Annotated in this window: 20 protein-coding genes; 17 read left to right on the top strand and 3 right to left on the bottom strand. The window is 36.9% G+C overall.

What is annotated here, in order from left to right; translation table 11 throughout:
- Nucleotides 1–174 precede the first annotated feature (174 nt).
- The 8 genes from ACT29I_RS07040 (at nt 175) to ygiD (ending at nt 10,924) form a co-directional block, all read left to right on the top strand.
- A complete protein-coding gene (locus ACT29I_RS07040) occupies nt 175–1,683 on the top strand; it encodes a sulfatase (RefSeq protein ID WP_430934889.1) in 1,509 nt (502 codons plus the stop codon).
- A gap of 10 nt (nt 1,684–1,693) precedes the next feature.
- On the top strand, nt 1,694–3,793 hold the full coding sequence (locus tag ACT29I_RS07035; RefSeq protein ID WP_444793055.1) for a hypothetical protein: 2,100 nt from the start codon (nt 1,694–1,696) through the stop codon (nt 3,791–3,793).
- A gap of 84 nt (nt 3,794–3,877) precedes the next feature.
- A complete protein-coding gene (locus tag ACT29I_RS07030; protein ID WP_444793054.1) occupies nt 3,878–4,648 on the top strand; it encodes a T9SS type A sorting domain-containing protein in 771 nt (256 codons plus the stop codon).
- Nucleotides 4,649–5,086: 438 nt separating this feature from the next.
- Nucleotides 5,087–6,718, top strand: a complete 1,632-nt coding sequence (locus tag ACT29I_RS07025) for a sulfatase-like hydrolase/transferase (protein ID WP_444793053.1) — start codon at nt 5,087–5,089, stop codon at nt 6,716–6,718.
- A gap of 220 nt (nt 6,719–6,938) precedes the next feature.
- A complete protein-coding gene (locus ACT29I_RS07020) occupies nt 6,939–8,405 on the top strand; it encodes a sulfatase family protein (protein WP_444793052.1) in 1,467 nt (488 codons plus the stop codon).
- A gap of 130 nt (nt 8,406–8,535) precedes the next feature.
- A complete protein-coding gene (locus ACT29I_RS07015) occupies nt 8,536–9,312 on the top strand; it encodes a carbohydrate-binding family 9-like protein (protein WP_444793051.1) in 777 nt (258 codons plus the stop codon).
- A 54-nt stretch (nt 9,313–9,366) separates the two neighbouring features.
- Entirely contained in the window at nt 9,367–9,951 is a 585-nt protein-coding gene (locus ACT29I_RS07010; RefSeq protein ID WP_430934895.1) for a Crp/Fnr family transcriptional regulator, read from the top strand.
- Between the two features lie 88 nt (nt 9,952–10,039).
- On the top strand, nt 10,040–10,924 hold the full coding sequence (gene ygiD, locus ACT29I_RS07005) for a 4,5-DOPA dioxygenase extradiol (RefSeq protein WP_430934896.1): 885 nt from the start codon (nt 10,040–10,042) through the stop codon (nt 10,922–10,924).
- A gap of 101 nt (nt 10,925–11,025) precedes the next feature.
- On the opposite strand, the gene ACT29I_RS07000 is transcribed toward ygiD, so the two are convergent.
- On the bottom strand, nt 11,026–12,654 hold the full coding sequence (locus ACT29I_RS07000; RefSeq protein WP_430934897.1) for a tetratricopeptide repeat protein: 1,629 nt from the start codon (nt 12,652–12,654) through the stop codon (nt 11,026–11,028).
- Between the two features lie 232 nt (nt 12,655–12,886).
- Here ACT29I_RS07000 and ACT29I_RS06995 point away from each other — a divergent pair, with 232 nt between their 5' ends.
- The 3 genes from ACT29I_RS06995 to ACT29I_RS06985 all read left to right on the top strand — a co-directional run bounded on the left by ACT29I_RS06995 (nt 12,887) and on the right by ACT29I_RS06985 (nt 17,602).
- Nucleotides 12,887–14,356 carry an alpha-L-fucosidase gene (locus ACT29I_RS06995; protein ID WP_444793050.1) on the top strand — a complete coding sequence of 490 codons (1,470 nt, stop codon included), beginning with the start codon at nt 12,887–12,889 and terminating at the stop codon, nt 14,354–14,356.
- A gap of 98 nt (nt 14,357–14,454) precedes the next feature.
- Entirely contained in the window at nt 14,455–16,209 is a 1,755-nt protein-coding gene (locus tag ACT29I_RS06990) for an alpha-L-fucosidase (protein ID WP_430935978.1), read from the top strand.
- Nucleotides 16,210–16,240: 31 nt separating this feature from the next.
- The gene (locus ACT29I_RS06985; RefSeq protein ID WP_430935980.1) at nt 16,241–17,602 is read left to right on the top strand and encodes an alpha-L-fucosidase; all 1,362 of its coding nucleotides are present in this window, start codon (nt 16,241–16,243) and stop codon (nt 17,600–17,602) included.
- 157 nt (nt 17,603–17,759) lie between these two features.
- Here the strand turns inward: ACT29I_RS06985 and ACT29I_RS06980 are convergent, their stop codons facing one another.
- Nucleotides 17,760–19,340 (bottom strand): hypothetical protein, encoded by a 1,581-nt coding sequence (locus tag ACT29I_RS06980; RefSeq protein WP_430935982.1) that lies wholly within the window; start codon nt 19,338–19,340, stop codon nt 17,760–17,762.
- A gap of 268 nt (nt 19,341–19,608) precedes the next feature.
- On the opposite strand from ACT29I_RS06980, the gene ACT29I_RS06975 reads away from it, so the two are divergent.
- The 3 genes from ACT29I_RS06975 to ACT29I_RS06965 all read left to right on the top strand — a co-directional run bounded on the left by ACT29I_RS06975 (nt 19,609) and on the right by ACT29I_RS06965 (nt 22,851).
- Complete coding sequence (locus ACT29I_RS06975; RefSeq protein WP_430935984.1) at nt 19,609–21,882, top strand: alpha-L-fucosidase; 2,274 nt, start codon at nt 19,609–19,611, stop codon at nt 21,880–21,882.
- Nucleotides 21,883–22,066: 184 nt separating this feature from the next.
- Nucleotides 22,067–22,486, top strand: coding sequence for a hypothetical protein (locus ACT29I_RS06970; RefSeq protein ID WP_430935986.1), 420 nt, complete (start codon nt 22,067–22,069; stop codon nt 22,484–22,486).
- A 56-nt stretch (nt 22,487–22,542) separates the two neighbouring features.
- Nucleotides 22,543–22,851 (top strand): hypothetical protein, encoded by a 309-nt coding sequence (locus ACT29I_RS06965; protein WP_430935988.1) that lies wholly within the window; start codon nt 22,543–22,545, stop codon nt 22,849–22,851.
- Nucleotides 22,852–22,990: 139 nt separating this feature from the next.
- Here the strand turns inward: ACT29I_RS06965 and ACT29I_RS06960 are convergent, their stop codons facing one another.
- Nucleotides 22,991–23,860, bottom strand: a complete 870-nt coding sequence (locus tag ACT29I_RS06960; protein ID WP_430935990.1) for an AraC family transcriptional regulator — start codon at nt 23,858–23,860, stop codon at nt 22,991–22,993.
- 110 nt (nt 23,861–23,970) lie between these two features.
- Between ACT29I_RS06960 and ACT29I_RS06955 the strand changes: the two genes are divergently transcribed.
- The 3 genes from ACT29I_RS06955 (at nt 23,971) to uxuA (ending at nt 26,582) form a co-directional block, all read left to right on the top strand.
- Nucleotides 23,971–24,777, top strand: coding sequence for an SDR family oxidoreductase (locus tag ACT29I_RS06955; protein WP_430935992.1), 807 nt, complete (start codon nt 23,971–23,973; stop codon nt 24,775–24,777).
- 201 nt (nt 24,778–24,978) lie between these two features.
- Nucleotides 24,979–25,272 (top strand): GxxExxY protein, encoded by a 294-nt coding sequence (locus ACT29I_RS06950; RefSeq protein WP_430935994.1) that lies wholly within the window; start codon nt 24,979–24,981, stop codon nt 25,270–25,272.
- Nucleotides 25,273–25,373: 101 nt separating this feature from the next.
- Nucleotides 25,374–26,582 (top strand): mannonate dehydratase, encoded by a 1,209-nt coding sequence (uxuA, locus tag ACT29I_RS06945; protein ID WP_444793049.1) that lies wholly within the window; start codon nt 25,374–25,376, stop codon nt 26,580–26,582.
- Nucleotides 26,583–26,584 lie beyond the last annotated feature (2 nt).

Raw genomic sequence — 26,584 nt, 5'->3', positions numbered from 1 at the left:
TAACTATTATCTAGTGATTGGGATCGTATGGCTCTTTTGTGCCCTATCAATCATAATTTTTAAACTTAATTTTTAAGTAAAAGAAATCTGGCTGACACTTGTTGTTCCTCTTAGATTCACCATTTTTAGATTTTTCACTGAAAATGAAAACAAATAATATTTAAATATATAAATATGATATACAGGAGTTTGGTTTTGTTGCTTGTAGCAACTACTACATTTATAGGCTGTACTAAGAATAAGCAAGTTCAACGCAAGCCTAACGTTGTTGTCATCATGGCCGATGACTTCGGTTGGAGAGATACCGGCTTTCAGGGAAGTGAATTTTATGAAACACCAAACCTTGATCGACTTGCTAGCGAAGGTATGATGTTTACCGATGCTTATGCCTCTTGCGGTGTTTGTTCGCCGAGTAGGGCTAGTTTATTAACCGGGCGATATACCCCTCGTTCAGGGATCACAGATTGGATCATGGGATATCAAGCGGAGAAAACACCGGAAGAGTTATCGGATTATGCCATGATAGGCCCTCAAAATGTATATAATTTGCCACTGGAAGAAACTACTTTTGGAGATGCTTTTAAAGCTAAAAATTACAGTACGTGTTTTGTCGGAAAATGGCATCTTGCTGAAGATTCTTTGTTCTACCCACAATATCAGGGTTTTGATAAAAATATAGCAGGTTGGTTAAAGGGTGGGCCTAATGGAAATAGAAAAGGGAATCGTTCATATTATACGCCCTATAATAACCCACATTTAGAAGATGGTCCGGAAAATGAATTTTTAACAGACAGATTGGTTAACGAGAGTATTGATTGGATGGAAAATAATAGGAAAGATCCTTTCTTATTGTATTTGTCTTTTTACACGGTACATACCCCAATCCATCCTAAACCGGAGAAGATACCTTACTACAATGAAAAAGCCAAAAAAATGGGGTTAGACACCATGAACACCTTTACAAAGGATGTGCAATGGTATCATGACTGGCCACAAAAAAAGTGGCACTGGAAGGAACGCCTGGTACAAAATAATGCCGAATATGCAGCACTAATTGAGAGTATGGATGAAAACATCGGAAGGGTCTTGGATTATCTTAAAAGTGCCGGTCTGGATGACAATACCATTGTTGTTTTTACTTCTGATAATGGTGGTTTGTCAACAGCAGAAACATCTCCTACTTGTAATGCTCCTTTACGTGGCGGTAAGGGCTGGTTATACGAGGGTGGAATTAGAGAGCCATTCATCGTTAAGATTCCAGGTAAAACCAAACCAGGTAGTGTTTGCAAAGAGCCTGTTCATGCAGTTGATGTTTATCCAACATTATTAGATGCTTGTGGATTTGATATACCCAATCCTGAAGAAATCGATGGTGTGAGTCTTTTACCTTTATTAGAAGGTAAAAATCTTAACCGCAACGCCTTGTATTGGCATTATCCGCATTATGGAGGAAAGGGAGATGCGCCAGCAGGAGCTATCAGGAAAGGGGATTACAAGTTAATTGAGCTTTTCGAAACCGGCAAAGCAGAACTTTATAATGTAAGAAAAGACATATCCGAATCTCGTGATTTGTCGCCGGAACAACCAGCCTTGAAAGATGAGTTATTACAGGATTTAAGAAATTGGCGATTGGAAGTTGGAGCTAAAATGCCTAAAAAAAATCCTTATTATAAATACAAATAGGATACATCATATGGTTAATTTAAAGCATAGGATTGCAGGAGTATTGCTGATCTGTTTTACAATTTTGATAAATTCTAACGGTCAGGCTATTGCCAACTTAAAAGTGTACGCCAATGATAGAGTCGCCATAAGTTCAGATCTATTTGGTATTAACAATGACTGGAGACAGATTTCTAATACAGCTTTCCCGGATTTTGTAACTTCCTTTGAAAGTATCAATTATGGCGTGTTTCGTTTTCCAGGAGGGTGGGAGTCTGAATTTTATAGCTGGAGTTCTAATTCAACGCCGGGTTGGGATAAAACACCCAGTGAACCTGGAGCCTCAGTTACATCATTAAAAGCTGAAGTACAGAATTACTCTATTGTTGTTCCCACGGTTACAGCCATGGAAAAAACATATGGTTCAGCGCAATGGGATGCAGCGATTAATAATTTGAAATTAGTCGCAAAAGATGCCATTACAAGAGCTGATCCTGATAAAGTAAAATATGTTGAAATTGGTAATGAGTGGTGGTTACAGGCTGCAGGAGGTAGCAGCAGAGCAAATAAGCTGTTGAAGTACTCAAAAATTGCTATGGAGATCACAGGGTATATTCATGCTCAATTTCCGACTCGTAGTTTTAAAATTTTTGTCAATGGTGATTATACGGTTCCCGAGGAATTTACTGCCATGAAGACTCACTTTTCAGAAATTGTATCTTATAATGCAGTTGACGGTGTGGCTCTACATACCTATACGGGTTATACAACAGACACGCATAATATTAGCGAATTAGGTGAACGGATAGAAGCTTGCGCCAAAAATTTCAATTCACAAAAAGATATGCTTGTGTATCTGTCAGAATGGATGCCTTCCAGGGATTATAATGAGAGACGTCTATATATGGAAGCCGCAAATATTATCCCTGATATTATCCATATCTATGCAAGAGAAGGAGTGGATGCAGCTGCCTATTGGCCTCCGGTGAATAATTCCGTTCCCGGATTAGGTATTGTAAACTGGAACGGGTCTGTGGTTTTTCCTTGCGGTCAGATTTTGGGTGAAATGGCAGCCTCGTTTAAGGGTGATGTTGTTCGTACAGTTTCTGACCGAATAACGATTACCGGGGCACTTCAGGATCCTAATAATCTTGTTTTATTTGTGATGGGCAAGGATTTCGAAAAAACCGATGTCATCGTTACAGTCAGCGGTTTTTCCATTGATCATATCAAATCGGTAAAAAAGTTACGTTCGGAAGATTACTTCTCAACAGATAAAGCAGCTCCATATAAAACAGAAGCAGGAAGCGCAACACTATTATCTTCTAATGAAATAAGTTTCGAAATTAATAAAAATGGACAATATGAAATTTTTAAGATTGAGCTAAGTGGTTCTCCGCTGGAGGAAACAAGTATCAATTTAATTGACTTTGAGTCGCCAGTATCGGTTACAGAAGATTATGGGGCCATCTTTAATATTGTTGATAATCCCGATAATAGGTCATTGAACGGTACTTCAACTTGTGGGCAGATTGGAAGAACATCTTCTAATTGGTATGAACTCGTTGACATTGAAACTTCGTTTTCGATACCTGCCGGAGATACACGCTACCTGCATATGATGGTCTTGTATGATAAACAGCCTGATTTTATTTTACGATTAAACCAAGCCGGCAACGAAGGAAATATTAGACCCTTAAATACATATACAGATTTAGGAAAGTGGCAGGACCTGGTTTTTGAACTCAATGGAGGTACCAACGGAATTGATGTAAATAATCTACGCTTAATGGGAGATTGCGGTTTTGAAAATGATCCGGCAGGTTTTGTTCTTGAGGCAAGTACATTTGGATGGATAGATGAAATCTTCTTAAATGAAAATTCTATTCCAAGATCTTATGATACTGCTGTAGGTAAGGGAATTAAAGATCAGGATTATGAAGTTTATTCAAGCAATGGAAAAATTTATGTGGAGATATTATATGGTCTTCACACCCAAATAAACGTATATAACAACATGGGGGTTTTGGTTGAATCTGCTGAAGATGCTCACTTGGAGTTTGAGGTTCCTGCAGCAGGATTATATATTGTACAAATTGGCAACCACACTGAAAAGCTAATCGTGTTTTAGTTACTCTTAATCGAATTAATTTCTTTAGATAAAGAAACAAGTTTATCTACATAATTAACATTTTAACTGAAAAATATTATGAATATGAAAAATTTACGTTTAGTATTGGCAATCTTTATGCTTCCTTTAGCTAGTGTAATTGGACAAGAAGTTAATTTTGAAACAGAAACATCAGTTACTCCCAATTTTGGAGCTACAGCTATCTGGATTGATAATCCTGATAAAACGGGTGTGAATACTTCTAATAAGTGTCTCCAAATAGGAAGAACAAGTACAGTCTGGTGGGAATTGGTGGATGTGCCTATTGGTTTTACTGTTCCCGCCAATACAACTAAATATATTCACATCATGGTTTTATATGCAGAGCAACCTGATTTCGGAATTCGTTACAATACGGATGGAGCGACCCATAGAAGATCAAATGATTATACTGATGTAAGTAAATGGCAGGATTTAGTGGTTCCTTTAACTGCAGGGGGTTCCGATTTGGAGGTTACACAAATAAGAATTGGTGCTGATATTGGTGATTCCAGATATTCCTCAGGTCAGATTCTTAATAACACAGATAAGTTTGGTTTAGTAGATGAAATTATTGTTAACGATGACGATACTCCCCGATCACTAACAACCGATATAATTAAAAAAGCGGATGAAAAGAAATATATACTCTATGCTGGTAACGGAAAAATTTGTTTCAAAAGCCAATCGGAAGAAGTAGTGCCAATTAATATTTATAATGCCAGTGGCGTTTTAGTTAAAACTTATGCTCAAAATCATTTTGAGTACCAAACTCCTCTATCCGGACTTTACATTGTACAGGTTGGTAATATAACCGAAAAAATTATTATTAAATAATATATTTCCCAAGAAGCTATTTTAAATGATCAAGGTTTAAAAGGTTGTATTTAATAGTTTATTAAGAATAGCTTCAGATATTTTCGTCCAACCATATATAATCTTATATGGTTGGATGAATTATTAATATTCGTTTATTTACACGAATAAAATTGGTTCTACCATATATGGAAGCTAATGCTACCGAAAAGACTGATTGATTGTCTTCGGATTTGCGTATAGTAATTTTAATTATCACATCAATCATATCCTGATTCGAAATAAAATCCATATGTTATCCAATACTTCAATATCATTCTGTTTTTAATTCCATCTATTTCATACTAAATCAACAGAAGTACTCAAAACACCCCTGTATAAAAGCATAAAAATGGACGGAACAATTATAAATTTCATCTTATTTTTCCGATAGAATAATACTCATAAAACTTCTAAGGGATGTTTCGATCGATTTTATTGTTATTGATGATAGGTGTGAGTCTTTCAATTTACTCACAAAAGAAAAAATCAAAGTCAGGTAAGCCAAATATTGTTGTAGTGTTTGCCGATGATATTAGTGCTCGCGAAATACCGATCTACGGTTCATCGGTTTGGAGTAAACCACCACAAGGGGGAGATACATCTGATCCAATATACAGGGCGAAAACTCCTGTTCTAGACAAGATAGCCAATGAGGGAGTTTGGATAAAAACAGCATGGGCATCAACCGTATGTATGCCTAGCCGCGCTATGATGATGACAGGTAGGTTTGGCCATGTACATAAATGGTGGAACAACAAAGATAAAGGTACCTGGATTAATGAAGATGGTAAAAAAGAAGCCTGGCCTATTTATGAAGGCTCACCACACACCAATGCTTTTGTAGCTAAAGCAGGTGGTTATGCAACACTTTGGGCAGGAAAAACCCAAATGAGTGGTGTTGATAAATTTGGGTTTGATGAGGGTGTGTTTACACCCGGTGTTCACGAAGAAAATAATGCCTATTCCGACTTTAAGATTTTGCAGAAAAAGAAGAACGGCAAAAGTATTTTAATCAATACAGATACGGGTGTTGAAGTAGATTATTATCAACAGTTTGGTTGGTATTGGCAACCTCATGTAGAACTAATGAACCATCCGGGCAGTAAATCTCAATTCGAAATTTGGCCCAATACGCCAGAATCCAAAGCTTCTTATGGTTTACATACTTACGGACCAGATATAGAGTTGGATTTTGTTTTTGACTTTATGGAGCGTAAGCATCAGGAGGGAAAACCGTTCTTTGTATACCATACTACCCACTTGGGGCACGATGGCTGGGACTTCTTTAGTCCAGATATCAATAAAAATACCCGTCAAAAGTGGCCTGGAACGCCTAAAATAGAATGGGTAAATGGTAAGTACTACCGAACAGAACCTAAAATTACTGGCGACAATGGAAAGTATAATACACATGGTACCGTAACCGAAGGAGGTATACATACCCATATCAATTATATTGATTACCAGATATGGCAATATCTTGAGAAATTCAAAGAATTAGGGGTAGAAGACAATACGGTTCTGATTTTTTGTGCCGATAATGGTACAAGCGGTTATGGAAAAAATAGTCCTATAAGCCAAAAAGGGGTTCATGTACCTCTGATTATTTATGCACCATGCCTAAGCATGACTAAAAGCGGTGAGCAAGATGTACTTGCAAATATTGCAGATATTCTACCGACGATTGCAGATTTGGGGGGAGTGAAAATACCTGATAGCTACGAGATAAACGGTGAAAGTTTAATGCCGTTCCTGACTACCAACAAAAAAGAGCACAGGAAGTGGATATATTCTTATCATAAAGAAATGCAGCTTATACGAGGAAAGAATGTGATGAAAGATGGCAAAGGTAAAATTTATGATGTGTCTAAATATCCGGATGATTTAATCAGTTTTCCTGTCATTAACGATTGGAGTGCTGTTTCTGAAAAACATATTAATGAGCACAAGAAGTTACAAAACATTCTTCCTCAATTTAACTTGCATAAAACAGCCCATGATGCACCCATCGGCGGTTTAGGTGAGGTTGAGCCGCTGAGGTTGAAGTAGTGTTTGGCAGGCAGTTCTCAGTTAGCCGTAATCAAAGCAGGCCGTAACATGGAACAAAGTGTAGAACCGTAAAATAACCAACTTTGTGATCTTAACAGCCTTAGCATTAAATTTAGTTTTTGGACTGCCTTAAATAATCGATTAATAAAACCGATGCATCAATAAGTTCAAACACTATTATAATGACTTTGCATCGGAAGTTGTAAAAATTAAATTGGCAATGAAAACCTTAAAATTATTTGCTTTTGTGCTATTGGAAATCCTTTTGTTTTCTCAACAGGTGGAAAGCCAAAACGATAAACCCAATCTTGTTATCATCTTTACCGATGAGCATAACTTCAGAACCCTGGGCTGTTACCGTGAGCAGTTAGACGAAGACCAGGCATTTGTTTGGGGAAAAGGAGTAGAGGTAAAAACACCTCATATCGACCGTATTGCACACGAAGGGGCTGTTTGTAATAATTTCTACTCTTCTTCGCCGGTTTGTACTCCTTCCAGGGCTTCCTTTGTGTCAGGGAAATACCCCATTGCCACACGTTCGTACCGTAACGATATACCCTTGTATGATGATGTAATAACATTTGCAGAAGTTTTGCGAAATGAAGGCTATTCAACTTCGTACCTGGGAAAATGGCATTTAGATGGAGATGCCAAGCCCGGTTTCGAACCAGATCGTAAATTTGGTTTTACAGATAATCGTTATATGTTCAATCGAGGACACTGGAAAGGATTGGATGAAAAAGATGGCAAACCCGTGTTGTATGGAAAGTATGACGCGCAAACACAAAGGCAATCTGTAAACCTTAAAAAAATTACCAAGGAAAATTTTACAACCGATTATCTTGCTAGCAAAGCATTAGAGATTTTAGAGAGGGACAAAGACAAGCCTTTCTGTATGATGATTTCCATACCTGATCCACATACGCCAAATACCGTGCGACCTCCATACGATACCATGTATGAGGATTTGTTTTTTAACGAGCCTAAAACTATGCAGACACCAAAGGATAAGATGCCTAAATGGGCTGCCATTGGAGGTAAGAACGAAGCTAAAGAGTTGGATCAGGGGAAAATGCAGCGTTATTTCGGTATGGTAAAATGTATCGACGATAATGTAGGTCGTATTCTTGGTTTTTTGGATAAAAACAAGCTTACAGATAATACCATTGTATTGTTTACTTCTGATCATGGTGATTTAATGGGAGAACACCGAAAGCACAATAAAGGTAACCCTTACGAAGCTTCAGCCAAGGTTCCGTTTGTACTTCGTTATCCTAGTAAAATAAGGCCTGGTAAAGTAATTAACAAGGCATTTACAACGGCGGACTTTACGCCTACTATTTTAGGGATGATGGGAATGCCTGCACTTAAAAAACAACATGGAATTGATGCTTCTGTTGATTTTACTTCTAAAAAGAAAGTCATTACAGATGATAGGGTTACTTATATGACCAGTTCGTCGCAAAATTGGATAGCAGCATTAACGTATAGGTATAAATTGATTTTATCGCCATCTGAGAAACCATGGCTGATTGATTTAAAGAAAGATGCCAATGAGGAGGTTAACTTTTATAAAAATCCGGAATATAAAGAAGTCGTTAAGAAATTACAGACTGAGCTTTTAATGCAGGCGAAGAAATTTAAAGACCCTATATTTGATGGTAAAAAGGAGTTGTTGTTAGAGTAAGAAATAAACCACGAAGGGGTTAAATATTAATAGTCCGGAGTTGAAACCTCGGGTTTCTGTATAAAAAAAGTCGACGCATTACTGAAGTAATGAATTTACTAAGTAGCTTTGTGTCGAATGTTGGAAGATTATGAATTTAAAGTTACATAGATATTCTACGATAGGTTTGATATTAGTTTTCAACCTATGTTACTCTTATTGCCAGAATCCTTCTGGCAATAAAAAGAATCTTATCAAAGTCCTCAAAGCAACTTCGCCAATAATCATTGATGGTAGAGCCGACGAATCTTCCTGGCAAAGAGCACAAGCTCACCCATTCAACTATTTTAAAAACATTCAGAAACCCAGCGACAAGCAAAACACAACTTTAAAAATGCTTTGGGACGATGATCACATATACCTGTTTTATGAATGTAAGGACAAATATATCACTGCCCGTATGAAAGACAGGGACGGTTGGACCTTTGTAGATGACTGTGCCGAAATATTTCTGATTCCTTCCAATGATAAAATAGATATGCATTTCGGTTTTGAATTGAACCTGTATAAAACAGCCAACGACTTTGTTTTTATCAACGATGTGCATAAAGATGGGAATTTTGTGGTGAAGGCCTATAATCCTGAATATAAGGTTGAGGTAACTATTGACGGAACCATCAATGACAATTCGGATATTGACAATGGATGGACCATGGAGATGGCCATTCCGATAGAAGCCTTTTATACGGTGGGTCCAGTTACGCCTGTCGAAGAAGGAGCCATTTGGACATTTATGGCCATTCGTCAGGATAGGAATGAAGTTGAAGGGCAGAGGGTAACCGCGTCTACTATTTTTCCGCTTAAGGGTAATGATAAAAATGTGCACAACCCTAAGAGTTTTGGACTGATGCAGTTTGTAAATGAATAAATTTTTGTTTGTTGGTATTATCCATTTATTTTGGAAGTCTCAAACTGAAAATTTATGACCAAGAAGGAGGAAAGCAAACTTTTATACTATCTAAAAAAATGGACAGAAATATCTGTAACAGATGAGCCTATCATTCTTTCTTCGTTTGAGGAGTTGTTTTTTAAAAAGAAAAGAAATCTACTAGCTCCCGGTGAAAAATGCGATTACATATACTTTATTGTTAAGGGTTGTGTACGTTCATATTATGTCGATAACAAAGGAGTAGAACATATCTATCAAATCCGTATGGATAATAGCTGGATCAGTGATTTGGAAAGTTTCTTCTCAAAACAACCATCAAAATACTACATCGAGACTCTTGAAGACACCCAGCTTCTTCGTATTTCAGCAGATCGCCTTGAGCAATTATATACCGAAGTTCCTACCTTAGAAAGGTATTTCCGTATTCTTTTTCAAAAAGCCTACCTTAAAGCTTTAAAACGATTGAACGATACCATGTGGGAAACCGCAGAAGATCGATATAAACAAATGCTTAAAGAACTTCCTGAACTGTTAAAGCGCGTACCATTGGTTTACATAGCCTCCTATCTCGGTATAACACCAGAAAGCCTAAGTAGGATTAGAAAGCAGAGCAAATAAATAAGATTCCCACTTTATTTCTTAACATAGGTCAAGTGTTTTAAACAAGGTCATAGCATACATTTGGGGTGTACTTAATTTGTTTGGTATGAAACGAAGACAGTTTTTAACTAATATTTTGGCCGCAGCACCTGCAACATTGTTACCTATGAAACTAAATGATTTAAATAAATTGATTAACGGTCTGGAACTAACACCTAAAATGCCTGTTCTATTTCTGGGCCATGGTAGCCCAATGAATGCCATCGAAGAAAATGAGTTTGTTCAAGGTTTTAGAAAAGTTACCAAAGAAATAGAAATGCCAAAGGCAATTTTATGTATCTCGGCACATTGGGAAACCAGAGGCACTCAGGTAACTGCTATGAAGAACCCTAAAACAATTCACGATTTCAGTGGCTTCCCTCGTGAATTATACGAAATACAATATCCCGCATCTGGGCACCCTGAGTTAGCTAAAGAAACCCAAGCATTAATTACCAATACCAATGTGCAATTGGATGATAAATGGGGGCTTGATCATGGGGCCTGGTCTGTTATCAAACATATGTACCCCAAAGCCAATGTTCCGGTTATTCAATTAAGTTTAGATTATTCCAAATCGCCACAGCAGCATTACGAAATAGGGAAGGAGCTGGCATTATTAAGAAAAAAAGGAGTATTGGTAGTTGGAAGTGGTAATTTGGTTCATAACCTGAGATTGGTGGATTGGAGGAAAATAAATGAGCCTTATGCGCATGAATGGGCCCAGGAAGCCATGTTTAAAATGAATCAGTTTATTTTAGATGGAAACCATGAAGAGTTAATTAACTATACCAGACTTGGTAAAGCTTTTGAGTTATCTATACCAACCCCCGATCATTATTTACCATTATTATACATTCTTGCTTTACAAGAGAAAAATGAGGGTTTATCTATTTTTAACGATAAACCGATAGGAGGCGCACTGTCCATGACATCGGTAAAAATAGGATAAAGGAGGAAATGCTATATGGTACCTGATGTAACCCTGTCGCAGGTTTGCAGGGGACTTGCATCGCTGATGCAACCTTGCCTTAGGTTTGCAGGGGACTTGCATCAAATTATGGAAATAAAATTAGTTAGATTCTGACTTTTTTCTAATTCAAAACGCTTTCGTAGCCTATATCTGGAAACGTGAACACTGGTAACTGAAATGCCCAATAAATGCGCCATTTCTTTTCCTGAGAAGTTTAATCTAATTAGTGCGCAATGTTTTCGTTCTGTTTTGCTCAAGTCCGGATATTGCTGCTGAAGACGTTCATAAAAACCTGAGTTTACTTCTACAAAGCGAGTATTAAATTCGTCCCATAAGGCTGTAGAAGAAGCCTTAATGCTTTTTTCGATGGATTCTACCGAAGATGCTTCTGTTTTTCCTTCTTTTAATCTTTTCAGGAGTTCGTCAATCGTTTCTTCCTTATCAATTAATTTTAGGGTAAAGGCTGTGAGTTCTTTGTTTTTTATTTCCAAGGCTTCGTTGGCTTCTTTTCGCTTAAGTTGCATATCCGCTTTCTCAAGCTTAAAACGTCTGCGTTGCACATGATTCCGGTAAAATAACATGCTAATGAAGATGATTAACAGGAGACCAAGAAGTAAAGACCTAATGAGTAATAAACTCCTTCTTTGCTCTGCTACCACTTTATCTTTTGCAAGTAGCTCTAGCTCTTGTTGTTCTAATTGATCTTTATATTTCGATTTAATTTCAATTAAGGTATTGTTACGCAGACTACTTATGTTAAAGCTAGTGTCACTTAGGGCCTTAGATTGTTTTAAATCAATATAGGATTGCCTGAAACGATTTACGTTAAACTCAGCATAAGCAAGGTTTTCCAGCACATCGCTACGTATATTGTTATATAATCCATATTCTTGATTTAATTGTAGCGACTGTGTATAAAATTTTATAGCTGATAAATAATTGTTCTCAATCTTATAAGCATTACCAAGGTAATAGTATATCATACTTAAATATCCCTTAACGTGATCTTGTATTTGGGGGTTATTCAAATTATCTTCAATTTCTTCACTAATTCTGTGCAGAATTACCTTCGAAGAGTCAGTTCTGCCTAAATCATTATAAATACAAGCCTGCTCACCTCTGTGGTAATTCATGTATATTTTTATATGCTTGTCTTTAATTCCAATAATTTCGCATGTATCTAAATGAGCTAGAGCGAGCTGCAGTTTGTTAAACTTGCGGTAATGCATGGCTAGGTGATAATGAGAGCCAGTCACGGAATTAGATGTTACAATGGCGTTTTTATAAAGTAACTTATTCAGATTTAATGAAAGTATATGAAAATTGTGAGAAATTGCCTCCTTACCAAATTGTGTATATAAGTTTCCTAATTCTTGAGCACAACGGGCCTTCATAATGAAATCTTTAACAACTTCCGAAGTATGCAAGGCTTGTTCAAAATAGTCAAACGCCTCTGAAAAATTTTGTAGTTGTGTAGATAGTTTCCCTAAATGGTAATAAGTATTTAATAATAACGAGTCATCAATGTCTTGAGCGTTATCTAGAATAGATTTTAGCATGATTAAGGCCGAATCAGGTTGTTCAGAAATTAGCTTGTTAGCTTTGTTGTATAAACGATAAGTGTCTTCTTGTTTTTGTATAGCATGGATGTAGCTTGTGCTAATTGTTGAAATGTATATAATTATTATAAAACAAATTCTGAATTTCATTTCTGTTTGATTTACTACTTATTACAAATTATAAAACTATACAATAATTTTTAAAAGTATAGATTTATAAATGTCTAAAAAGGGATATGTATAGATTTTTTATATGATGGATAAAGTGTATTCTGCCTTACGCTTGCTTATATTGTACTGGTAATTATAGTTTGAAATCAGTTAGTTATGGTTTATTTGCCAGAAATAACAACCTCCTTCTAAAATCAATATTATTAAAGTTATGAAATTTGTAAAAATCTACGTTGTAATGTTTTATTGGGTGCTTACTTTAATGCTAAACGCACAATTTAAACCAACATTTAAATCGCTTGATGAACATGGTGTACCAGAATGGTTTCAAGATGCCAAATTTGGAATTTACACCCATTGGACACCAACTACTATAGGAAATGAATTAGTGCCTTGTGGTTGGTATCCTTATTATATGTATCAAAAGGATTCAGTTTTAACGCATGGCGGAGATAAGCGAAGCGATGGCCCTCATAGGGCGTATACAGCACATGTGAAAAAATATGGCGATCCGTCTGAGTTTGGATGGAAAGATGTGGTTAAAACGTTTCAACCTAAAAAGTTTGATGCTGCAGAATGGGCAGAATTATTTCATAAAGCAGGGGCTAAATTTGCCGGACCAGTAGCCATGCACCACGATGGTTTTGCGATGTGGGACAGTGAAGTTACACGTTGGTGTGCAGGCAAAAATTCTGGTATTGATCCATCGGCAGGATTAGAAAAGGAAATCCGCAAACGAGGCATGAACTATATTGCTTCGTTTCACCATGGTAAAACATGGCAATATTTTGTGCCTTCTTATGCGTATGATGGAACAAATCCAGAATACCGTGATTTATATTTTGAACCTCATGCATATCACGATCCAATGTCTGATAATTATAAAAAGTGGTGGCGAGATGTATTGGATGAATATATAGAAAAGTATAATCCGGACATGATATGGTTTGATATGGGAGAAAGTAAAGTGCCTGAAGAAACCATGTATCCTTTTTTAGCTTCTTATTACAATTATGGAATAAATGAAAATAAGCAGGTAGCTACAACCTGTAAAAACTACGCCAAATACCTACCTGGGTCTATTGTTGATTATGAGAAAGGCAGAGTAAAGGATATGCAAGACAAACCATGGCTTACAGATGATTCTATGGCACCTCAATGGTTTAACTCAAATAGAAAACCTACTAAAGATGCGAATGATATTATTGATATGCTTGCAGATATTGTAAGCAAGAACGGATGCCTGTTATTAAATGTGGCACCAAACTCAAACGGTGCAATTTTAGAATATGAGAAAAATGTTCTGCATGAAGTGGGCGGTTGGTTACAAACAAATGGTGAAGCTATTTACAGTACACGCACATGGAAAACTGCCGCTGAAGGTCCTACGGTACTGGAGGGTACCGGGAGCTTTATAAAAAAGAAACTAGTTTATTCTGCAAAGGATATCCGTTATACCCGAACAAAAGATAATAAAACGGTATACGGAATTGTATTGGATAAACCCACAGGTGAGTTTGTAATGAAATCGGTTTCGGCAAAGGACAATATTAAGAAAGTATCTCTTTTAGGATATAAGGGTAAGGTAAAATGGGAGCAAACTGCTGACGGATTAAAAATTGAAATGCCAAAGGATGCAATTGATGCACATGCATATGCATTTGAATTGAAAAAGAAATAATACAAAAAGGATTAGGTATGAAAATAATTAAGATTTTAACCCTAATATATTTGAGTTTGCATTTTTTTCAAGCAAATGCTCAACAAAATGCGCCTACCATGGATCAGTTAAAACCAGTTACCGATGAGCAATACTCAGCCGATTGGGCAGAAATTGACAAGCGTCCGCTCCCGGATTGGTTTAATAATGCCAAGTTCGGAATATTCGTGGTTTGGGGACCGTATTCCGTGCCATCCTATGCGCCGGTTGGGTATGCCGAATGGTATTGGGCTCGCTTACGAAATGGAGATAAAGGCACACAGGAATTTCATAAAAAGGTTTATGGCGACATACCGGTTGAAGAACTGATACACGACCTTACCGCTGATTTTTTTGATGCCGATGAATGGTGTAAACTCTTTGAGCAAAGTGGAGCAAAGTATGTTGTTACTACCGCCAATTATCATGATGGTTTTGCCATGTATCCTACCCAATATGCCGAAACCGAATCAACCAATGTGTGGAACAGCATGGTGGTTGGCCCCAAACGAGATGTCATTGGTGAATTGAATGATGCCGGAAATAAAATAGGACTTAAAATGGGAATTTATTATTCGTTGTACGAGTGGTATCATCCCTTATGGTTATCCAATAGAGATAAATTTGTGACCGATTTTTTCCACCCTAAGTTTAAAGAAGTGGTTAGTAAATATAAACCCTGGAGCATTTTCCTGGATGGTGACTGGGGCATGAATGGAAAAAAGTGGCGTAATAATGAATTGGCAAAATGGTTGTATTTCGATTCTCCGGTAAAAGATGTTGTTGTGGTAAACGACCGTTGGGGAAGTTCAAGAGGAATTAACGGTGATGTATTTGAAAGCGAATACGGATATGGGAAATGGACTTCGCCGGAACACCCATGGCAAGAAGACCGAGGTATTGGTCAAAGTTATGGATATAACCGCAGAGAAGGTATTCAGGACTATAACAGCGCCGATGAACTAATTGAACAACTTTGCTTTGTAACAGCAGGCGGAGGAAATTTCTTGCTATGTGTTGGCCCTACTGCCGATGGTAGAATCCCGGTAATTATGCAAGAGCGTTTATTACAAATGGGAGATTGGCTTAAAATTAACGGAGAAGCTATATACGATGCAAAAGCTAATCCGTTCTGGCCACGAACATTTGATTGGGGTACCGTTGGATCAAAACAGGACACCTTATTTTTATATGTTTCAGACCCAAAAACAAATGCTATTCAAATTGATGGTTTTAGTGGAAATGTAAAAGAAGCATATATAACCAATAATTACGGAAAGAAAGAGGTAAAAGTAAAATCTAAAAAGAATACCTTAAACCTTAGTTGGTCGGAACACGATAACTTAAGTACGGTTTCTGTTATTACTATTGTAACCCAAGGCCAATGTAACTATGATAAAATACAACGCCAGTTTTCTAATGGTGATTTGTATATTACTGTTCGGGCTTTTGAATTCTCTAATCCCAAAATACAACCTGTTTATGGTGGATATAGGAATAGAATGAAAGTAGTTGGTTGGACAGATGCCAATGACCATGCTAAAGCTGATGTCATAATCACCAAGCCGGGCAACTATAAGCTTTCCATTACTTATGTCGAAAAGTTTGAAAAGAACACAGGTAGTGAGCTTTCCGTCAGTATTGCCGGACAAACTTTTGAACATACCTCTGAGCTAAGCAAAGAAGAAAAAAACTTTGATTACCCTGCCAAAGAATTAGGGACTGTTAAATTCGACAAACCCGGAAAATATACCGTAACCATTCAACCCCAAAAAGATGGTGTATGGAAAGGTTTAGGCTTACAGTCTTTTTCTTTGGAGGCAGTTGATAAGTAAACAAATGGATTAAAAAATAAAAATTAAACAAATGAGAAACAGAATTATAGCAATGCTTTTTTTTGCAATCCAGATAATCAGCGTATCTGCACAAAATCAAAAACAAACGGATAAAAACGTTCTTGATTTCCTAAACCTGAAATTTGGAATGTTTATCCATTATAACACAGGAACCTATCATGCAGAACAATGGGCCTATCCATTTCACGACCCCAAAGATTTTAAACCTTCGGAACTAGACTGTAATCAATGGGCTACAGCAGCAAAATCGGCCGGAATGAATTATGCAGTTTTTACCACCAAACATCATGATGGATTTTGTTTATGGGATACCAAAACAACGAATTATGATATTGCTTCTGCTGAAAAAGAATATAAAAACATCGATATCGTAAAAGAATATGCGGATGCTTTCAGAAAAGCAGGAATCACAGTTGGACTATATTTTTCGGTTTGGGACAGGCACCAGGGAGTTCAGCACAATAACATTAACCAGGTAAATATCGATTTTACCAAAGAACAGTTAACCGAACTACTGACCAACTATGGAGATATAGCTTGCATAGTTATCGATGGCTGGGGTTCTAAATGGGGAAATGGTCCCGACTTTGAAGAACTGCCCTACGAAGTATTGGCCGACCATATTCATTCTATCCAGCCTAATTGTTTGGTAATTAACCACAGTTGCCGAACCGACTTAAAGTATACTCAGCTGGTTCATTACGAGGCAACCCACGGTCAGCATTGCCCTTACGATAATACTATTCCATCTCAACAAGGTCCAACATTGCAGTCCACCTGGTTTTGGGAAAAAGGATATGAAAATCAGGAGCTAAAGTCGGTTGATGATGTGGTGAGAGAACTGAATTTTGCTAACTCACATTATTCCAATTACCTGCTAAATGCTGCTCCCAACGATAAAGGTTTGATGGACGAAAATGTGATTCAACGACTAAAAGAAATTGGAGAAGCCGTTAAGTTATCTGCACCTTTAAAGGAGCTTCCAGAATTAAAACCAGTTCATGAAGGGGTAAAAATAACCGCATCAAGCTTTAGCTCTGATGAATACAAGCCCGAGAATATTATTGATGCCGACTTGTTTACCCGTTGGAATTTTAAAGAAGGAGATAACAAACCTTGGATTGAACTGGACTTTGGTTCTAAAAAGACATTTAACAAGGTGATTTGTGGAGAGTTCAGGCGAGGCATTGATGCTTTTAAAATTGAAGCGTTCGTAAAAGGAGAATGGAAATTGCTTGTGGAGAGCGACCAGCCAATGACGCATAACTTTAATGGTAGCTTTGAGGAGGTTAAAGCAAGAAAATTCAGATTAACCGTCTTAAAACATCATGCAAAGCCAATGCTGGCTGAACTGACTTTTGTGAAATATTAAAGAAAGAATAGTGTGTTTAGTGAGCTTTAGTAGCAAAGCTGTTCTAACTTAAGAAGTAAATTGTAAGTGAATGTTCTATGGTTCTTCCCTTTTTGCATGTGCAAAAGGGGAAGTTCCACGACGTAGGTGTGGGGATGGGGATTTATAAGTTATTTATTTAAATTTTTCCTAAATAATTACTCAAACTATCCTCTCTGTTTAAACCCAACTTTTTACGTATGCGTGAGCGTGCCATATGAACACTATTGATTGAAATTCCCAGTAGGTGCGACATTTCTTTACTATCGAAATTTAACTTGATAAGGGCACAATGTTTCAGGTCGGTAGGGGTGAGCTCCGGGTGCAAATCCAACAAACGTTTATAAAACTGGTCGTTGGTTTGTGTAAACCTAAGGTGAAAATCTTCCCATATTTTTTTGTTGCTCTGTTTATATTTGCGCTGCAGTGAATTATGGGTTTCCGGCGATTTAACCAAAATAGTCTCTAGCAGTTCTTTAACGGTTTGTTCTTTCTCGATGATTTGAAGGGCATGAGCCGTCAGTTCTTTATTTTTAACTTCAAGGATGGCTTGGTTCTTTTCTTCGTTCAGCGATTTTTCGTAAGTTATCTTTTTCATTTTTACCTTCATTCTAAAGCTAAAAAACGCAATAACAGCTAAAAACATCAAAACACCTATTAATAATCTTAACCTGAACCGGGCCTCATTGCTAATTTTAAGTAGTTGATTTTGAGATGATAATTCTTGCTCTTTCTGTATTAAATCCTCCTTGTACTTGTTTTTAATTTCAAATAGAGCCTTGTTTTGTTGGCTTTGTGTTGTAAAAAGGCTGTCGGTTAAAAGTTTAGCTTCTTGCATACATTCAAATGCCTTTTTGTTTAAGTTTATTTTCGAATATACAAAGGCTAAGTCTTGGAGTACGGCAGGCTTTAGCTTTAAGTTGTTTTGCAAAGAGTCTATTGCTGACAATGACTTCTGATAATAATAAATGGCGCTATCTGTCTGATTGAGTTCCCATTTTAATTTCCCAAAAAAATAGTTCGCCGAAGTCTGAAAACCGTTTCCCCTTTCTTCCAAAAAAGGGATGACGCCTTTTAAATATTGCTTCGCCTTTTTATAGTCTTTCTTTGCCAGATAAACCTGCCCATACACACCGTCCACAAAATGTAAACGCTTGCCCGAGGAATCGTGGGCATAACAAGAATCTAGATAAAGCAAAGCCTGATTATAATTTTTCATGGCTTCATATTGTATGGCCACATCTAAATAACATGAAACCAATCTACTTTTGTATTTATCATCTTTAATGGCGTACTCTTTCGAAATTTGTAATCCTTGCTTTGTGTGAGATAAAGCTATGCTATCCTTGCCATATACCTGATACAGGATTCCTAGCATTTGGTGGAACTCAAGCAGAGGCATTTTGTTTGATATATTTGTTGCCAGGGGAAGGCCTTCCCATAACAAATCAAATGCCTGATTAAACCTTCCTTGGCGGTGCTTAATGTCAGATAGGTGGGCTATACTTAATAGGTGATGAATAGTGTCTCCTTTTTCTAAATAGTATGCCGCAGAGTTCTTAAAATAAGAAGTAGCCTCCTTAGTATTTTTCTGTACCATTTTATATCGTTCCCTGTTAAAGTGTTCCACTTTGTATATGGAATCAATGGCATTTTGAGAATAGGCAAAAAGGGCCGACGTAAAAATAAGCGCAAGTACTAGAAAATTCCTCAATTGCATATGCATGTTTTTATTTCTGATGACAAGTTACGGAATTTGTCTTCGAAATATAGTTTATGTTAGAGGGGGAGTGTCAATAATATAGTTTTCATATAGTCATGTTTTCTTTAGTTCGTATGTGGGTTTGTAATTTTGAACTATTGTTATTCAGTGTTTTATGGCTTGTGTTTTTATTTCGAATGCCAAATGACTATGAAGAAATTGAATGTGAAAATTATAGTGCCTGAATTTGTAAAATATAGTCAATTGTAACTCAAATTACATCTAAATGAAAAAGAAATTATTTGCTGCGTTAATGGTCGTGGTGATGGCTTTTACATCATGTGAAACCAAGGTTGAAAAGACCGGAAAATTTGAAGCTACTGTAGAATCGCTTCAACAATACGAAACACCACATTGGTTTGGAGAAGCCAAGTTTGGAATTTGGGTCTGTTGGAATGCTTATGCACACACTGCTGTAGGAGATTGGTATGCCCGTAACATGTATATCGAAGGACATCCACACTACAAACATCATGTAGCCAATTATGGTCATCCATCTGTGTTTGGGTATAAAGATATTATTCAGGACTGGAAAGGGGAAGGTTTTAATGCCCAGGAACTGGTTGATTTATTTGTTGAAGTAGGAGCCAAGTACATTGTGGGCATGGCTAATCATCATGATAATTACGATCTATGGGATTCAAAACATCATAGTTGGAACTCGGTGAATTACGGACCTAAACGTGATGTCATTGGGGAGTTTTATGATGCCGTAAAAAAGTATGAGAAACATGGAATTCGTTGGGGAGTTACGAGCCATGTTGAACGTGCTTCGTGCTGGTTCCAGACCAATAAAGGAGCCGACAAAGAAGGTCCTTATGCAGGAGTTCCATATGATGGAAACGATAAAAAATATGAAGAATTGTATCTGCCACCGGATGCTGATGGAGATATGAAACCTACTCAGCCATCTAATGCACCTGATTATTGGAAGGAAAACTGGCTAGCACGATGTAAAGATTTATTCGATAATTACGATCCGGATTTCTTTTATGTAGATGGTGGTGTGCCTTTTCCTGGAGAGGATCATGGAAAGACCGGTTTAGAGATGATTTCATATCTATATAATCAAAATATGGAGCGACATGGTGGAATGAATGAGGCCGTAATGTGTATAAAAGACTGGTACAAGAAAGCACCTAAAGGCGAATGGGGTTATTACTGGGATGGGATTGCAACGCTTAATCTTGAGCGTGCCCGATTACCGTTTATCCGCAAACAGCCTTGGCAAACAGATACTTCTATTGGCGATTGGACCTACGTTAAGAATGGTAATTACCGTTCGGCAACTGAAATTGTTCAGGAGCTGATTGATATTGTTTCAAAAAACGGAAATATGCTGTTAAATGTAAGTCCGATGGGTAATGGTAAACTCGATAAAAAGGCATACGATTTATTAAAAGAAATAGGTGCCTGGATGAAAATTAACGGGGAGTCTATTTATGGAACAAAGCCTTGGTTAACAAGCGGTGCTGAACAAGAACGTTTTGTTACTAAGGGAGATAACACTGTTTACCTAAGTGTTTTTGAAGTACCTCAAAACGGAAGTGTAAAAGTAGAATACTTTGCTCCAGTAGAAGGCAAATCGCTGGACATTTCTTCCATTAGAATTTTAGGACATGAAGATAAGAAGGTGAAGTGGGAGTCAACTACTAAAGGGCTTAAGCTTGAAATACCTAATGGAATAGAATATAGTCATGCACTCGTATTTAAAATTGAAGGAGATGGGTTTGACAATGTGGATGAAAAAGTTATTGAAAGGTTATTTGACAGAAAAGAAGCATTAACGCGGTGGTGGGAAAATCAATCGGTAACAAAAACAGAAGGCGAATATAAAAGTATTAGCGCTGATGCTAAAGGTGGTATTTGGGCAATCAATACTAATGACGAATTGGTTGAACTTACAAATGGAAAGGAAACCAAGTTGGGTATAAAAGCAAAAGATGTAGGGTCTAGCTCTGCTGGTGTGGTATATACTTCGTTAAACGGTTCTGTTTATATTCACAAATTTCGTCCTTTGCAATGGGTAGAAATGCCTAAAGGAAAAGACCGTATAATAAATATAGGTAAGGATGGTAAAGAGTGGTTGGAACTGCCTGGCATAAAAGCCGAACATTGCGATATTACTCACACAGGAACGATTTGGGTTACGGATATTAATAAGGTAGTGGCATATTATTACGATGCCCAATGGAAACCGCTCGATAAAAAAGCCGAAGATATAGGTTGTGGTGGAGAATGGCTTGGTTGTGTGGCTGCTATCTCAAATGGGCAGCTCGAACGGTTTGATGGCACCCATTGGACAAACCTTGGGGGAAGCAATTTAAAAGCCGTAGATGTTTCGGTAAAAGAACAGGTAATAGTTACCATCGACAAAGACGGTGAAGTCTCGTTTTATGATAAAATGGGTTCTGCAAATATTATAACTGACAAAAATTATAAAGATGTAAGTTGTGGATTGAGTTTAAATAAGGAAACGGTAGTGTTAAGCGATAAGTAAGGTTTGTAATATAGATTTGCCTCCCATTTTTATGTATTTTTTGACATAAAGAATGGGAGGATATAAAAAAAGAATGAATCGCTTATGGTAGATCTGCAGTGTTGAAACTGCATTCGTTGACAAAAACAAAAAAAGGCAGTAACTTGATTTGTGTAGATGAGAGCTTAAATAAATGAAATGTTAAATGAAAAAGATAGTTGCCTTCTTAGTTTTGTTTATGCTTTTCTTGAGTGCTTACTCACAGGAAAAAAGCGATTCCCTTGATTTGCAGAAATTTTATTTAGAAAAAAGTGTAAATCAAAGAAACACTGGTTTGATTCTTTTGGGAAGTGGTACGACAATGATTATTGTGGGAGCCATTGGATTTGAAAGTAGTTGGGAGTCAGGATCGGCAGGAGCTACGGATGCATTGGGATTTATGATTCTGGCAGGTGTGCTTGCTGACTTAATAAGTATTCCTGTATTAATTAGTTCAGGCGTTAATAAAAGGAAATCCTTAAATGTATCATTCACGCCTCAGAAACTATATACTCCTAATCACGAGAATAATATGTTAACGGAAATAAATTATACTCCAGCTTTAACCCTAAGGTTGACATTTTAAAATACAGATTGATCTTAATATAAATCTCCTTTAAATTAGAAAAAATAAAGCCCCAGATGCACTATACATTTTCTGGTAAGTATAAAAATGGTGAAGCTACTTTGTGTTTGGGTGTTGGACGTGATCATGGTCAATCTTTAACTCCTGATGTGAAAATCAACAGAAAAAAAGTTGTGGTGAAAGGTGATGTAGTTAGAGGATACGACCAACATATAAGAAAGCGTTTTTTCTGTGTTCTTGAATTACTTGTTAACATGGAGGATCTAAAAACAGGGGATAACAAAGTTGAAGTTACCTTCCCAGATAACGGAGGGCATATTACTTCTGCAATTCTGCAAGGGCAGATGTCCGATAAACCTTTGTAGGGTTACAAATATTAAACATCATATAAATGGCTCTTTCCTTTAGTCTTGAGTCTAAGGGGAAGTACTCCGCAGTACGAGCAAAGCGACATCCCGATTCATTTAAGTATAATTTCTTCGGGAAGGCGGAGGGAAGGGTATTTTATCCGTTAAATAGTTGCCGATATTCCTTCGGCGTTTTTCCTGTAATTTTCTTAAAAGCACGGTTAAAGTTAGATAGGTTTTCAAAACCAACCATATACGATATCTCAAAAACCTTTACTTCCTTATTTTCTTGTTTTCGAAGTATTTCGCATGCTTTGCTAACACGGAACTCCTGTAAAAAAACAGAAAAATTCTTAGCTGTATTTCGTTTAAACCATAAACTGAATCCAGTTTTTGTCAAACCAGTTATCGTACATAAGTCATCTAAATTTATTGAAGAATTAAAATTCTCGTTTACAAGTTTAAAAACTTTACCAAGTCTGGAATTCTCATGAATTTGTACTCTTGTGCTGTTTGGATTAAGCAGTTGAAATTCACCAGAGGATTGGACGAAATTGAGAATGTCTAGATAAAAAAATAAACGTTTCAATCCTTTAAGTTCAAATAACTCGGGTAACTTTTCGGCAACTTTGTCTCTTGTTTTGCCTAATATTTTTAAGCCTTTGGTACTGTTCTCTAGCAAAAGTTTTACTGCTTTGAATTCTGGATAAGTAGATACTGCCGTTTTAAAAAAATCATTAGGTATTTGAACTACTATTCCTTTAACTTTTAAATTAGGATCGTTTTCAAAAAAAGCCATATCGCTTTCCCAACAATGAGGAAGGTGAGGTGCAAGCATTACCATGTCACCATTTTCAAAAGGTTCAACATTTCCGCCTACAAATCGTTTTCCATACCCTTCTTCAACATAAACCAGTTCGTATTCCTTATGGTAATGAAAAGGATAAGTAAAATGAGGTTCGTTCTTTCTTTTAACAATTATAGAAGAATCTACAGGAAATTGTATTTGCTCATTTAAAATAGACACGTAACAAATGTAACGAATTTAAAAATAGTATCACTTTATTAAAAGATTCTACCAATGTATTAAATACATAGAATATACTTTTGCTTTCAATACAAATAAAGTATAAAGCAATGTTTGAATTAAAAGGAAAAGTAGCCATTGTTACCGGTGGAGGAGGTGTGCTTGGAGGTAGCATATCAAGAAGCCTAGTTGAGGCAGGAGTTAAAGTGGTGATATTAGATGTACGCAAAGAGAATGTGGATGCCCGTATTAATGAGTTGAAGCAATTAGGGGGAGAGGTAATTGGTTATGTATCAAATGTGTTAGATGTTGAGGAACTTAAGCAGACACGTTCAGAAATCATTGCAAAATGGGGACGTATCGATATCTTGATTAATGCTGCCGGAGGTAACATGCCTGGAGCAACATTAACGGAAGAGCAGAGCGTATTTGATATGAAGATTGAAGACTTTCAGAAGGTGAATGATTTAAACATGAATGGAACCGTGTACCCTTGTTTGGTTTTTGGAGAAGTTATGGCAAAACAAGGTGAGGGCAGTATCATTACAGTTTCTTCTATGGCCACCTATTCCGCCATCACAAGGGTGCCGGGTTATTCTACGGCAAAGTCGGCCATAAATAGTTTTACACAATGGATGGCCATGGAAATGGCAACTAAGTTTAGCGAAAAGATTAGAGTTAATGCCATTGCTCCCGGTTTTTTTATTGGCGACCAAAATCGAAAAGTTCTTATCAACGAAGATGGTAGTTACACCGAACGCAGCAAAAAAGTGTTGGCCCGCACACCTATGGGACGCTTCGGCGATATTAGAGAATTAAATGGCGCCGTTCAGTTTCTATGCTCCGAAGCCGCATCATTTATCACCGGAGTAATATTACCAATTGACGGTGGGTTTAGTTCGTTTAGTGGGGTGTAAGGTAAGGGGCTCGCAAAGACGCTAAGCTGCAAAGAGTATTAAGTTTGTTTTTGTACCTTGGTGGTTAAAGAAGTTTTTCAATCCATTAAATACTTTAACCACTATGAGAGAAAATAGTCTTACAGAAAATGGAATAGCCAGTATCATAATTAATGCTTGCTATGAAATTCATGTAGATTAGGCCCTGGATTATTAGAATCCGTGTATGAGGAAATCCTGTATTATGAATTAACGGAACAAGGGTTAAATGTTGAAAGACAAAAAGCAATACCAGTCTCCTGGAAAGGAAGAAAGATGAATGTTGGATTTAGAGCGGATTTAATTGTTGAAAATAAGGTTATTGTTGAGTTAAAATCTGTAGAGCATATTGCTCCTGTTCATCCAAAACAACTACTAACCTATTTAAAGGTAACAGGTATAAAACTAGGACTTCTAATTAATTTCAATGAAAAACTAATAAAAACTGGAATTATAAGAATTGTCAATAATCTTTAATTCTAATATAAAAAGAAACATTTTGGCCTTTGTTGTTTAGCGAGATGATTAAAAGACTATACTTTTTTTCTTTGCGACTTAGCGCCTTTGCGAGAATTTATATGAAAACACTAGAAAAAACATGGCGCTGGTTCGGATTTAACGACCCAATTACCCTCGACGATTTAAAACAGATGGGAGTGGAGGGTGTGGTAACGGCTCTTCATCATATTCCTAACGGAGAAGTATGGCCAATAGAAGAAATATTAAAAGTTAAAAAAGCTATCAAAGAAAAAGGTATGCGGTGGCGTGTCGTTGAAAGTCTGCCGGTTTCAGAAGGTATAAAACAACATTCCAATGATTATCCTCGTTTAATTGAAAACTATAAGCAGTCCGTAAAAAATCTGGGGCAGTGCGGTACTGATACTATCTGCTACAATTTTATGCCGGTGCTGGATTGGGCTCGAACCGATTTAAATTATGCATTGCCCGATGGAGGAGAGTCTATGTTATTTGACTTTCCTACATTTATTGCCTTTGATGCTTATATTTTAAAGCGGCCTAATGCCGAAGAAGAATATCCTGCCCAATTGCTTGAAAAAGCTAAGGAAATATATTTAAATATGACCAGTGCCGAAGCCGATAAATTGGCATATAATATCATTGTTATAACGCAGGGGTTTATTGATGGTGTAATAGATGGTTCTGTTTCAAACCCAAAAACTTTGTTTTTAGAATTCATAAAGAAATATGCAAACATCAATAAGGAAAAGTTAAGAGAAAACTTAAAGACTTTTTTAGATGATATTATTCCTGTTGCCGAACAGGTAGGTGTTCGTATGTGCATTCACCCCGACGACCCTCCGTTTCAAATATTGGGATTACCCAGAATTATTGGAGGATTGGATGATTTCAAGTGGCTGCTTTCTGCCAATTCATCACCCAATAATGGAATTACTTTTTGTACAGGTTCCTTATCGGCCAAACCAGAGAACAATTTGTTGGAGATAATTCAGGAATGCGGACACAGAATTTATTATACTCATCTGCGTAATACAACTTTGCTTGATGATGGTAGTTTTTATGAGTCCGGCCATATGGATGGTTCACAAAATATGCCTGAGATTATTAAGGCCTTATTGCTCGAACAACAAAGCAGAATAGAATCAGATAACTCCAATATTAGAATTCCTGTTCGTCCCGACCATGGTTTAAAAATATTACATGATTACCAGAACAATTATAACCCTGGTTATCCACTAATAGGCCGATTAAAAGGTTTGGCCGAAATTATGGGAATGGAAAAAAGTATTATAGAATTAGGAATGTAAAG

Origin of the sequence: Saccharicrinis sp. GN24d3 (genome assembly GCF_052400645.1) — a bacterium.
Lineage (GTDB): Bacteria > Bacteroidota > Bacteroidia > Bacteroidales > Marinilabiliaceae > Saccharicrinis.
This window is presented reverse-complemented; position numbering and strand designations above follow the sequence as displayed.

Excerpts from the sequence above, each read along its gene's own strand:
- ACT29I_RS07000 (WP_430934897.1), bottom strand. The coding sequence starts at position 12,654 with ATGAAATTCAGAATTTGTTTTATAATAATTATATACATTTCAACAATT.
- ACT29I_RS06975 (WP_430935984.1), top strand. The coding sequence starts at position 19,609 with ATGAAAAAGAAATTATTTGCTGCGTTAATGGTCGTGGTGATGGCTTTT.
- ACT29I_RS07025 (WP_444793053.1), top strand. The coding sequence starts at position 5,087 with ATGTTTCGATCGATTTTATTGTTATTGATGATAGGTGTGAGTCTTTCA.
- ACT29I_RS06990 (WP_430935978.1), top strand. The coding sequence starts at position 14,455 with ATGGATCAGTTAAAACCAGTTACCGATGAGCAATACTCAGCCGATTGG.
- ygiD (WP_430934896.1), top strand. The coding sequence starts at position 10,040 with ATGAAACGAAGACAGTTTTTAACTAATATTTTGGCCGCAGCACCTGCA.
- ACT29I_RS07020 (WP_444793052.1), top strand. The coding sequence starts at position 6,939 with ATGAAAACCTTAAAATTATTTGCTTTTGTGCTATTGGAAATCCTTTTG.
- ACT29I_RS07015 (WP_444793051.1), top strand. The coding sequence starts at position 8,536 with ATGAATTTAAAGTTACATAGATATTCTACGATAGGTTTGATATTAGTT.
- ACT29I_RS07040 (WP_430934889.1), top strand. The coding sequence starts at position 175 with ATGATATACAGGAGTTTGGTTTTGTTGCTTGTAGCAACTACTACATTT.
- ACT29I_RS07010 (WP_430934895.1), top strand. The coding sequence starts at position 9,367 with ATGACCAAGAAGGAGGAAAGCAAACTTTTATACTATCTAAAAAAATGG.
- ACT29I_RS06955 (WP_430935992.1), top strand. The coding sequence starts at position 23,971 with ATGTTTGAATTAAAAGGAAAAGTAGCCATTGTTACCGGTGGAGGAGGT.
- ACT29I_RS07035 (WP_444793055.1), top strand. The coding sequence starts at position 1,694 with ATGGTTAATTTAAAGCATAGGATTGCAGGAGTATTGCTGATCTGTTTT.
- ACT29I_RS06985 (WP_430935980.1), top strand. The coding sequence starts at position 16,241 with ATGAGAAACAGAATTATAGCAATGCTTTTTTTTGCAATCCAGATAATC.
- ACT29I_RS06980 (WP_430935982.1), bottom strand. The coding sequence starts at position 19,340 with ATGCAATTGAGGAATTTTCTAGTACTTGCGCTTATTTTTACGTCGGCC.
- uxuA (WP_444793049.1), top strand. The coding sequence starts at position 25,374 with ATGAAAACACTAGAAAAAACATGGCGCTGGTTCGGATTTAACGACCCA.
- ACT29I_RS06995 (WP_444793050.1), top strand. The coding sequence starts at position 12,887 with ATGAAATTTGTAAAAATCTACGTTGTAATGTTTTATTGGGTGCTTACT.
- ACT29I_RS06965 (WP_430935988.1), top strand. The coding sequence starts at position 22,543 with ATGCACTATACATTTTCTGGTAAGTATAAAAATGGTGAAGCTACTTTG.
- ACT29I_RS06970 (WP_430935986.1), top strand. The coding sequence starts at position 22,067 with ATGAAAAAGATAGTTGCCTTCTTAGTTTTGTTTATGCTTTTCTTGAGT.
- ACT29I_RS07030 (WP_444793054.1), top strand. The coding sequence starts at position 3,878 with ATGAAAAATTTACGTTTAGTATTGGCAATCTTTATGCTTCCTTTAGCT.